Source organism: Paenarthrobacter sp. PH39-S1 (assembly GCF_030063245.1).
GTDB lineage: Bacteria > Actinomycetota > Actinomycetes > Actinomycetales > Micrococcaceae > Arthrobacter_M.
The window spans coordinates 1-10490 of record NZ_JASISR010000064.1; the positions used below are offsets into that span (position 1 = coordinate 1).

Genomic DNA, 10490 nt, shown 5'->3' on the forward strand with positions numbered 1-10490 from the left:
CATCGAGTCACTACGCGCAAACGGCCAACTCGCCTTCAACCCCAACAACACCGCACCCCGCCCCAATTAGCCTGAAAGACCCACTCATGCGCGTTCACATCGCAACCGACCACGCCGGCCTGGAACTTAGCTCCCACCTCATCACCGCACTGTCCGCCAGCGGCTACGAGATGGTAGACCACGGGCCCAAGGCCTACGACGCCGAGGACGACTACCCGGCATTCTGCATCAAGGCCGCGTCCGCCGTCGTGGCCGACCAGGCCGCAGGCGTAGACGCCCTCGGGATAGTGCTGGGCGGCTCGGGCAACGGCGAGCAGATCTCCGCGAACAAGGTCAAAGGCGTGCGTGCCGCGCTGGCATGGAACCTGGACACCGCCAAACTGGCCCGTCAACACAACAACGCCAACGTTGTCGCAGTCGGCGGCCGCCAGCACACCGTCCAGGAAGCCACCGAACTGATCAAGGCATTCCTGGCCGAACCATTTAGCAATGCCGAGCGCCACGTGCGCCGCATCAACAAGATCGCCACCTACGAGACCACCGGCGAGATCGCCGAATAACCCGACGGTGATTTTTCCAGGGCTGAAAGCGGTCATTCGGGGTGAGATCCGCTCGATTGCGTGTGCGCCGGCGTCACTGCCGGCGCGCACGCAATCCCCATTCCCGGGCAGCCCCTCCCGGATAAGCGAGTGGCTGACCGAAGCCCACTCCCACAAGCAAAGGAAATCAGCATGCCCGTTGCAACCCCAGAGATCTACGCCGAAATGATCGACCGTGCCAAGGCCGGCGGCTATGCGTTCCCGGCCGTCAACGTCACGTCCTCGCAGACGCTGAACGCTGCGCTGCGCGGCTTTGCCGAGGCGGAGTCCGACGGTATCGTCCAGGTGTCCACCGGCGGTGCCGCCTACTGGTCCGGCGCCTCCACGAAGGACATGGTGGCTGGTTCGCTCGGTTTCGCCGCGTTCGCCCGTGAAGTGGCCAAGAACTATAACGTCAACATCGCACTGCACACGGACCACTGCCCCAAGGACAAGCTGGACGGCTTCGTTCTGCCGCTGCTGGCAGCTTCGGAGGCCGAGGTCAAGACCGGCCGCAACCCGATTTTCAACTCGCACATGTGGGACGGTTCGCATGAGCCGTTGAATGAGAACCTGAGCACCGCGCGCGAACTGCTGGAGCGCACCGCCGCCGCGAAGATGATCCTGGAAGTTGAAATCGGCATCGTCGGGGGCGAGGAAGACGGTGTGGAAAACGCCATCAACGACAAGCTGTACACCACGGTCGAGGATGCCCTGGCCACCATCGAAGCCCTCGGTGCCGGCGAGAACGGCCGTTACATTACGGCACTGACCTTCGGCAACGTGCACGGTGTGTACAAGCCGGGCGGTGTGAAGCTGCGCCCGGAGATCCTTAAGGACATCCAGGCGCAGGTGGGCGCCAAGCTCGGCAAGGGCAGCCCGTTCGACCTCGTGTTCCACGGCGGTTCCGGTTCCTCGGACCAGGAGATCGCCGACGCCGTTTCCTATGGCGTGATCAAGATGAACATCGACACGGACACCCAGTACGCCTACACGCGTCCGGTGGTGGACCACATGTTCACGAACTACGCCGGCGTGTTGAAGGTCGACGGCGAGGTGGGCAACAAGAAGCTGTACGACCCCCGCGTCTGGGGCGCCTCCGCCGAGGCCGGCCTCGCCGCCCGGATCGTCGAAGCAACCCAGCAGCTGGGCTCCGCAGGCGAGACCTTCTAGCGGTCTGTCTCAGTTTTGTTTGATGGTTTCGAGGGCTACGCGGCCGCGGGCTACCTGCTTTAGGATTGAGGCTGCGGTCGCGGTCCAGACCAGGGGTTTGGGCTCCGTGTTGTGAGCGGTGAGGTATTCCTCGATCTTGGTGATCAGGTCGGGCACGGAATGAAAGGCTCCGCGGCGCAGTGCTTTGTCCGTCAGCTCCCGGAACCAGCGCTCGACGAGGTTGAGCCAGGACGATGACGTGGGGGTGAAATGTAGCTGGAATCGGGGATTTTTCGTCAGCCAGGCCTTGATGGCGGGATGCTTATGGGTGGCGTAGTTATCCAGGATCAGGTGGATGTCCATTCCTGCCGGGACTTCCTTGTCGATGGTTTTCAGGAACGTCAGGAATTCTTCGTGGCGGTGTTTGGGGAGGCAGGAGCCAATAACTGTCCCGGTCGCCACGTCCAGGGCTGCAAACAATGTCGTGGTGCCGTTGCGTTTATAGTCATGCGTCATTGTTTCTGCCCTTCCCTTCGTCATGGGCAGGGAGGGCTGCGTGCGGTCCAGGGCCTGGATGGAGGATTTCTCATCCATGCACAACACGATCGCTTTCTCCGGCGGGTTCAGGTACAGGCCGACCACGTCGATGAGCTTCTCTTCAAACTGCGGGTCATTGGAGAGCTTGAACGAGTCCACCAGATGAGGCTTCAGATCCCGGGCGGCCCAGATCCGTTGTACCTGGGCCGGCGACACCCCGACTTTCGCGGCCATGGTCCGCACCGACCAGTGCGTGTGCCCCTCGGGCTTGGAATTCCTTGTCAGCTCAACGATCTGATCGACAATTGACTGCGGGATAACCGGCTTGCGGCCACGCCCTGGACGGACGTCACCCAAATGGGCGAGGCCCTCTTCGCTGAAACGGGCCCGCCATGACCGCACGGTTGCCGGGCTGATCCCGACAACCCGCGCGATCCACTCACTGGCCAGGCCCTCGGCGGCCATCAGCAAAACCTGGGCGCGCTGCACCTCCCGGTGGGATGCCGTCTGGGATTTAGAAAGCGTTTCCAGCAGGGCGCGCTGAACGTCGGAAACCACCAAAGCGGGAGCAAAATTCGACATATCCCAACCTTAACACCCAAATCTATACTTATTTGGGAGACACACCACTAGGTGCGTGGGTCAGTAGTCGATTTTCGTAATTCTTTGTGTTGAAAACCTACAAGCACTGAAGTCCATATGCCCTAAAATCGGTCCAAATTTGTAGGATTCATCAACGAGGCGCCCGCGAACACGCGCTGGAAGAGTGCCTCCGACTCGCGGTGCTTTTCCTTCAAGAGCCTTTCACTCATGATTCCCGGCACAAGCGCCGCATCGCGCAGATCGCGGACTACGAAACCTGCCTCACCCAGTGGCATGCGAGATCAGTAAGAGGGGCTCCGCATGGGCACACACTGGCCTCACCGCAGGAATTCAGACCGGCAAGTGAGAAGCTGAACGGCACTGCCCGGCCAATTACCTCCCGCACGGATGCTACCCCTGGCGTCGAACGTTCAGTGAGGCCACGCGGCCATCCGCCGGCGCTATCTCCCGGCTGCTCGACGGCGGACGGCGGACGGCGGACGGCGGACGGCGCACCAAGCATGCAGTCCCTACCAAAAAAGCTAGTTTAAACCATCCTGAATAGGTGTTTTCCCTTCCCGCCAATAACAGGAGGATGGATGTCAGGGAGGAGAAGTGAATAGACGGAATCCTTCCCATTGACCGCCGAAGGCTCAACCGCCGCTTGGCTCGGGCGGTGGCAATCACCACGTGCTCGCCGGACGCTACGGCGAGCACAGCAGAAAGGTAAATCCAATGACCAAAACCTTCCAACCCACCGAGCTCTTCGAGGGGAAACTGGACGAATCCCCGCTCGGCCCTCCCTTGGCCGAGGTGCTGGGCGACGAGATTCCTACGAGAATTGGCATTCCCTTTACCAGCGACGACTCCCGCATCCTCTCCGGAGTCTGGGAGGCCGAACCGGGCCTCTCGCGGTGGGAGTTCTTGGACCGCGGTGAAGTCATCCACGTCCTTGAAGGACGCATGGTAGTCACCGAGGATGGCGGTGAACCGGTCACCCTTGAGGCCGGAAGCGCCGGCTTCTTCCCAATCGGGTGGAAAGGAACCTGGGAAATCCAGGAACGCATCCGAAAGTTCTTCGTGATCTTCAACGCCTAACCGCGTACCGTGTCAGGCCCGGCGTGCATCCCGGGCCTGACAGGTTGCGATCGTGAGTGGGCCTTCCCGCCAAGGCCGTGGGCAACGGATTTTGCATAATCTCTGGACAATTTGATGGGCAACGCCAAACCGGGCGAGGCGCAGCCAGATATCCGGCCACCGCTTCCATCAAAGTCGGGCGGTGCGGGCCGAGATCCGCATGGTCACGGCGGGGTGCACGCTGGCCGGGCTGCTCCCGTTGTTTGACAACTGAGCGGGACGTCGTCCCACACGGGTTGGCAGGCATCCGGCGGCAGGCCGCGTCCAGCGTCCGCGGTCTCCTGGACGCCGTTGGCCGACTGTTCCGGGGCCGGCTGCTTCTGCGGCCGGCCCCGGACGTTTTGGTCGGCGCCGGTCGAAGCGGTCGAGTTCCATGACCTTCGACCAGGCCGCCACGAAGTCGTGAACGAATTTCTCCTTCGCGTCTTCGCTGGCGTAGACCTCCGACACGGCTCGGAGCTGGGAGTTGGAGCCGAAGACCAGGTCGACAGGTGTGGCGGTCCACTTCAGCTCGCCGGTGGCGACGTCGGTGATTTCGTAGACGTTCTCGTCCGTCTCGGAGGCCTTCCACCGGGTGCCGGGCGAGAGCAGGTTGATGAAGAAGTCGTTCGTCAGGACCTGGGGCCGGTCCTGAGGACCCCGTGGGCGGAGCCACCTACGTTGCCGCCGAGGGCACGCATGCCGCCGATCAGCGCTGTCATCTCCGGCCCGGAGAGGTCCAGCAGGTAGGCCTTGTCGAGCAGGAGCGTCTCCGGCTGGAGCTTCTCGCCGGGCCGCATGTAGTTGCGGAACCCGTCCGCCCGCGGCTGCAGGTACTGGAACGACTCGACGTCCGTCTGGTCCTGTGACGCGTCGGTGCGACCCGGCGTGAAGGGCACGGTGATATTGAAGCCCGCGTCCTTGGCGGCCTTTTCCACGGCCGCGCAACCGCCAAGGACGATCAGGTCTGCCAGCGAGACCTTTTTCCCACCATCCCGGCCGTTGTTGAACTGCTGCTGCACGGTCTCGATCGACTGCAGCGCAGCCGCCAGCTGCTCAGGCTGGTTGACCTCCCAGCTGCGCTGGGGCTCCAGGCGGATGCGCGCCCCGTTGGCGCCGCCGCGCTTATCGGTCTTGCGGAAGGTCGAGGCCGAGGGCTATTAGTGAGCTCCCCCTCGTACTCGAACAAGATCTCCAAAAAGCGGTTGCTCCACTCCGTCGGCCGATCGGCCCAGGTGACCTCCAGCCCAGAGGTGATCGTATCGCCCCCCTTGCCGCTACCGAAGGTGCTGACCCACCCGAGACCCTGCTCATCGAGGTTCGCGCCCTCCGGCTCGGGGCCAACGTGCGCGTCGGCGTCACCGGCGCCGTGGGTCTTGCCGAAGGTGTGCCCACCCGCGATCAGGGCGAAGGTCTCCTGTCGTTCATCGCCATCCGCTTGAAGGTCTCACGGATAAAGGCCGCAGCGAGCTTCGGATCGGGGTTGCCCATCGGGCTCTCGGGGTTGACGTAGATCAGCCCCATCTCAGTGGAGCCGACCTCGGCCGCCATGGTGCCCTCGCCGATATAGCGCTCGTCACCCAGCCAGGTATCCTCCGGCCCCCAGAAGATCTGCCCGGGCTCCCACACGTCCTCGCGGCCGAAGGCGAACCCGAAGGTCTTGAAGCCCATCGACTCCAGGGCGACGTTGCCCGCGAGGACCAGCAGGTCCGCCCACGAGATCTTCTGGCCGTACTTCTGCTTTACAGGCCACAGCAACCGGCGCGCCTTGTCCAGGTTGGCGTTATCAGGCCAGCTGTTCAGCGGGGCAAAGCGCTGGCTGCCGTCGCCCGCGCCGCCGCGGCCGCCGTGGACGCGGTAGGTGCCGGCAGCGCGCCAGCTCAGCCTGATCATCAGGCCGCCGTAATGGCCGAAGTCCGCTGGCCACCAGTCCTGCGATGTGGTCAGGGCCTCGATGATGTCCTGCTTAAGCGCCTCGACGTCGAGCTTCTGGAACTCCTCCCGGTAGCTGAAGCCGGGGGCGAGCGGGTTGCCTGCCGGGTGGTCCGCATGGAGAACCGAGAGGTCCAGCTGGTTCGGCCACCAGTCCGCGTTCGTCCGCGGCCGGTGCGCCTTGGGTTGCGGCGAGTCGATCGCCGGGTTCTCGCTCTCGCTGCCGTGCGAGGTCACGCTGTCATGCGCGATCGGACGATGGCCCGGCGGATGGCAGCCGCCGTGGTGGGGAACGATTCGGTTGCCGTGCAGATACCGGTAGATGTGTCGACGATCGCGTAGGTGTGGGTCCTGGCGTGCGTGTCCACGCCGATGACGTGGCCATATTCTTCTGCAACGATGGTCAGTGCGGGTCTTTCCTTTCCGGAAGAAGATGATGCCGTGAACTGGCGCCGGCCTGGAAGGGTTCTTCGAGGCAGCTCTCTAATGAGTCACAGGTGTCACCCTGGACGACCTTCTATCAAGCCATCGGAAGAGGACAGGCCGGCGCCAGCCCCACCGAACGGACAGGTCATAAAAAAGACACCGGGACCGGGTCAGAGCCAAGGAGAGTCACGTCCAGCAGGACTGGCAGCAATCCTGCCAGCCAGGCACCAGGCCAGCCACCACCCATTAGAGGGTCAATGTTTGCCCCTTCGCGGAGGTTTATTACGAGTCAACGCGCACTCCGTAGTGCCTCACGTCAAGATGCTCGCGAAACGCTTGTGCGTGCCTCACGTATTTTTGCTCGCGCGGGTGACTGACGCATCGCTGGGTCTTTTCGCCGGCGAGGCTGATGAGTTGGAGTTGGATGTCGGTGATTCCGCGGGTGAGATCTGCCGGGTTGGTCGCGCTGAACAGTGCTGCGAGTTCGGCTGACTTCGCGGGCGAGAGGACGGCGGCGCCGATGGCCCGCTGATAGGGCGTCCGAGGTTTGTCGTAGACGCGGGTCTTGTGCCGAGGAAAGAATCCCAATTCCCCGCAGAACATGGCCCACAGCACGGTCCCTCGGTTTAGCGTTTTCCTCGGCATAATCGACGTCCAGACCAACCATCGTGAACAGCAGGCGCCCGGCCACGGTCTCCATCGCTCCGAGAATCCATTTGTAGGCGCTGTTGCGGATCGTGACGTTCTCTGTCCAGCCGGTGAACACGTCGGTGGCGGTGAGCGTGCGGGCGAATTCACCCACCAGGGCAGGGCCGCAGTGCGCGACCAGATCCGCCTCGATGAACCCCGGAACCTGCTCGTGTTCCTGGCCGGCCCGGCGCACCGCGATGCTCGAGCGCAGCTCGCTGCCTGCCTTCGTGGTGGACAGGCCCTTCGGCGCCATCCCCTCCCGGGTGGGCCGGAGCAGCCGGTCGATGGTCGCCCCGGAGACCGCCATCAGCAGGTCCCGGACTTCCGGGCTGAAGCGCACACTCTTCAGCTCACCGTAGGCCTCCAGCTTCGGCAGCCACAGGCCCATGGTCGACGCGAGGTACTTGCCCGACGGCATGCCGGCCAGCCGCCAGACCCTGATCAGGGCCGTCAGCGTGTCGTATCCGTAGGTCCGCCGCCGGGGCTTCCGCTTCGTCTTCCGGACCGGAGTCTTGCGTTTCAGCGCGGTGGACAAGGCGCGCCGGGCATTGGCCCGCGACCAGCCAGTGACGGCGACCAGCTCGTCCAGGATCTGCCCCTTGCCCTTCTTCGTCGCCCGCGCATACTCCGCCGCGGACTGCTTCGTGATCTCCCTGCGCGCTGACAACGACAACCCCTGGCCCATCCATCATGGTCCCAGCAGCACCCCGGAGCTGGATCCGTTTCGCGAGCATTTCCCAAATGAGGCACGCACCCCATTTCGTGAGCACTATTCATGAGTCTCGTCGCACTCTTGAATTCGGCGTGCGGCGGGCCTAGCGTGGTGTCCATAGAAAGGCGGCGTGCCATGCAGATTCACATGTGGTGGCTTGATCTGGACCTGAGGAGCAAAGAGTGGCTCCGCGAAAACCTCCGGGCCGGGGAGGTTCCGCTGTCCGTGATGGAGGCAATAGCCCAAGCGGGAGGCCCCCGCCCGGGCACCCCGCAGGCGGTCCTGACGGAAGCTGACTGGGATTTCATCGAGATCCAGTCGGAGTTTGTGGACTGACTCGTTGCGGGGCTTCTGAACGCACGGCAGTCCGGTCACTCCGCAGGACCACCCGGCGTTCATCCCTGTGCGTGGTGTAGCGGGGTGGGATAATGTCCCGTCCATGCCGGTCCTTTCCACGCCGGTCGCGCCCCGGCCGAACCTGCGGCTGATGGACTCGACCAGCGGGCCCATGCTGTAGTCCTCGTGCGGGTTTTCGAAGGGTTCCAGCGGCGGTTGATTTCCGGAAGGCCGGAGGTCCGTCAGGTCACTATAACGCCAGCACGGGCGTGCTTCGCACCGCCCTGGAGCGCCGGCAGGAGTGCCTGCGCCGCCATGGCGGAGCAGGAGCGGACCCGCCGTGGCCATCGGGACGGATAGGATTTGTGGTCCGTGCTGTAGTGGGACGTGCCGGTGACCTTCTCGGTGATCCTCGAAACGGTGTCCTTTGAGACCCCGGCGCCGAACACCTCGCCGAAGTGCGCCGCGATTTCCCACGTCGTGGGCCCTTCACGCTCAGCGACAACACGATCTCGTCGACTCCCATCACCCCTCCGTTGCCGTTTCTTGACGATCTGCGGGTCGAACGTCAATCAGGTGTCCCGCGGCACGTCGATCGGCTCTTCGACCGCAAGGCCGGCACGATCACCGAGAAGCTGGCCAAGAAGAAGGCCGAACGGCTGAGAAAAAGTAACTGAAGAGACCCCGTCAGAGGGAAGGCCCCGACGGTGATCGCCAACACCCGGGGCCTTCGTCACGGCATCACTTGCAAGCAAGAGATAAGAACCGTGGATGCAATTTAACTATGGGAAGAAGACGCCGGTGAACCCCTTTAAGGCGAGGTTCTGCACGAACTCAGTTGGGAGGAGAGGCGCACGCTCTCCGCAAGACTAGGGTCGCCACCCTGCAGGTGTTCGCCAGAGGGGCCAGCACGACTTCCACTATTTTTACTCGTCCTACTTCAACGCCGATAACGGAACTTTCGTCAACTTGCTTCAGGCGGAAGCTATTTCGCGTAGGTATTGGCGGAGTCCGGGGATTGCAAAATCCACCTTGCCATAGCCGGCTGACTCGATCAGGCCCGCTGCGATGAGCCTCTTACGGTATTTGGACACCACGTTTGGCTTGGCCTTCATCATGTTCCCTATCTGACCGGCCGCCGAGGGTCCCTCCTGAACGGCCATGGCGTCAAGGAATTCGCGGTCTTTGTCCGAGATGTCCGACAGTGCTGACTCTACGACTACCAATGTGTTCCGTCTTTGGGCGGCGGTGATGGCGCTGTGAACGCTGCTTTCGTCCAGTTTCCAACTGGCCTTTCCTGCCTCCAACCAGAGGTAGTAGCCAACAAGCTGAATGAGGAACGGGTAGCCCTCGGTAGCCTCCGCGGCCTCATTGATGAGTTCCGGGGTGACCGTGATGCCTCCGTCACTGAAGAGCTCGCTGTAGGATGCGGTGACTTCGGCGATGGCTGCCTCGTGGAGATTGATCCTGTCGGCGCGCCGCAGGAAGGTAGCCACGCCTTCGTTGAGCAGGTCGGATACGGCGGATGGCAGGCCGGCGAAGATCAGGCCGATGGGTAGCCCGTCGCGGATGAAATGCTGGACGTCAGCGGCCAGTTGGGAGATTTCTGTCCGATCGACCGCATGTATCTCGTCAATGGTGATAACCAGGCCTGTACCTTTTGCGTCCAGTAACCGAAGAAGTTCGTTTCCGATCCGGCGCCAGTCCGCAGTCCGTTCCGGAGGGAGCTGGGTTGTCAGTCCAAACCCTGCAGCGGAGAATGCTGTGATTTTCCGTGCTGGGGGCCCGTCTCCGAGTTCCTCGACAAAGCCAAGCATGTCGTCGCCAATACCGGCGAAGAAACCTGGGTTGGCGGTTCGGGAGATTACGGCCCAGCCGTGAGTCCTCGCGATCCCTTCTGCTGCGCTCAGCATAACTGTTTTGCCGATGCCCCTGGACCCGGTGATGATGGTCAGAAGCCCGGGCGCACCGGAGCCTTGCTGCAGGCCGTACTCGAACTCGTCTAAGAGCCCGGCCCTCCCGATCAGCACTGGGGGGGTGGCTCCGGCGGTCGGTTTGAAAGGATTCTGCATCAAGCCTCCGGGTGAAAGTAGGTGAAACTGGTGAAAGTGGTGAAACTTCTGTAACCATATCAGCGCTACCTGGCGTGATGCAGTTCTTGCAGCGGCTGCTGTCGGAGCGAGCATGTAGCATCAGCCCATGACCCGGGACGAGAACTACGTCGAGCATGCATTGCACGTCGGCGAGGGGCTGACTGGCTTAAGCCTGGAGCAGCTAGGGTTCGAGCCCCGCTTGGAGGATCTCAGACCCGGATCCGCGAGTAGTGGCTTTTTGAGGCCGGAATTCTGGCGGGGGCGTGAATTTCGGCAACTTTTGGGTCCGGGCATGACAAAAGCCCGGTTGTCGTGTCGGGTGGGCGGAGGCTCCAT

10 protein-coding genes and 2 pseudogenes are annotated in these 10490 nt (G+C 62.8%); 6 read left to right on the forward strand and 6 right to left on the reverse strand.

Features of this window, described 5'->3' with window-relative positions; all coding sequences use genetic code 11:
• Positions 1-86 precede the first annotated feature (86 nt).
• Both QMG52_RS20820 and fbaA read left to right on the forward strand, forming a co-directional pair.
• Positions 87-560, forward strand: a complete 474-nt coding sequence (locus QMG52_RS20820) for a ribose-5-phosphate isomerase (protein ID WP_283562326.1) — start codon at positions 87-89, stop codon at positions 558-560.
• Between the two features lie 171 nt (positions 561-731).
• Positions 732-1751: a class II fructose-bisphosphate aldolase gene (gene fbaA, locus QMG52_RS20825; RefSeq protein ID WP_283562327.1), complete on the forward strand. Its 1020-nt coding sequence runs from the start codon at positions 732-734 to the stop codon at positions 1749-1751.
• A 9-nt stretch (positions 1752-1760) separates the two neighbouring features.
• On the opposite strand, the gene QMG52_RS20830 is transcribed toward fbaA, so the two are convergent.
• Positions 1761-2849, reverse strand: coding sequence for an IS630 family transposase (locus tag QMG52_RS20830; RefSeq protein ID WP_283562328.1), 1089 nt, complete (start codon positions 2847-2849; stop codon positions 1761-1763).
• 735 nt (positions 2850-3584) lie between these two features.
• Between QMG52_RS20830 and QMG52_RS20835 the strand changes: the two genes are divergently transcribed.
• Positions 3585-3947 carry a cupin domain-containing protein gene (locus tag QMG52_RS20835; RefSeq protein WP_283562329.1) on the forward strand — a complete coding sequence of 121 codons (363 nt, stop codon included), beginning with the start codon at positions 3585-3587 and terminating at the stop codon, positions 3945-3947.
• A 393-nt stretch (positions 3948-4340) separates the two neighbouring features.
• On the opposite strand, the pseudogene QMG52_RS20840 reads toward QMG52_RS20835, so the two are convergent.
• From QMG52_RS20840 to QMG52_RS20850, 3 genes and pseudogenes are all read right to left on the reverse strand, one after another.
• A pseudogene (locus QMG52_RS20840) lies at positions 4341-6149 on the reverse strand (peroxidase family protein); the annotation flags it as partial.
• 5 nt (positions 6150-6154) lie between these two features.
• Positions 6155-6304: pseudogene (locus tag QMG52_RS20845) on the reverse strand (IS110 family transposase); the annotation flags it as partial.
• A 335-nt stretch (positions 6305-6639) separates the two neighbouring features.
• Positions 6640-7680, reverse strand: coding sequence for a hypothetical protein (locus tag QMG52_RS20850; protein ID WP_283562330.1), 1041 nt, complete (start codon positions 7678-7680; stop codon positions 6640-6642).
• A 180-nt stretch (positions 7681-7860) separates the two neighbouring features.
• Between QMG52_RS20850 and QMG52_RS20855 the strand changes: the two genes are divergently transcribed.
• Positions 7861-8061 carry a hypothetical protein gene (locus QMG52_RS20855; protein WP_283562331.1) on the forward strand — a complete coding sequence of 67 codons (201 nt, stop codon included), beginning with the start codon at positions 7861-7863 and terminating at the stop codon, positions 8059-8061.
• 242 nt (positions 8062-8303) lie between these two features.
• Here QMG52_RS20855 and QMG52_RS20860 read toward each other — a convergent pair whose 3' ends face one another.
• On the reverse strand, positions 8304-8615 hold the full coding sequence (locus tag QMG52_RS20860) for a transposase (RefSeq protein WP_283562334.1): 312 nt from the start codon (positions 8613-8615) through the stop codon (positions 8304-8306).
• On the opposite strand from QMG52_RS20860, the gene QMG52_RS20865 reads away from it, so the two are divergent.
• Positions 8520-8738 carry a hypothetical protein gene (locus QMG52_RS20865; RefSeq protein WP_283562335.1) on the forward strand — a complete coding sequence of 73 codons (219 nt, stop codon included), beginning with the start codon at positions 8520-8522 and terminating at the stop codon, positions 8736-8738. The genes QMG52_RS20860 and QMG52_RS20865 overlap by 96 nt on opposite strands.
• A gap of 297 nt (positions 8739-9035) precedes the next feature.
• Here QMG52_RS20865 and QMG52_RS20870 read toward each other — a convergent pair whose 3' ends face one another.
• Positions 9036-10133 carry a DUF8462 domain-containing protein gene (locus QMG52_RS20870; protein ID WP_283562332.1) on the reverse strand — a complete coding sequence of 366 codons (1098 nt, stop codon included), beginning with the start codon at positions 10131-10133 and terminating at the stop codon, positions 9036-9038.
• A 127-nt stretch (positions 10134-10260) separates the two neighbouring features.
• On the opposite strand from QMG52_RS20870, the gene QMG52_RS20875 reads away from it, so the two are divergent.
• Positions 10261-10490: hypothetical protein (locus QMG52_RS20875; protein WP_283562333.1), on the forward strand; the 230-nt coding region annotated here is incomplete at its 3' end.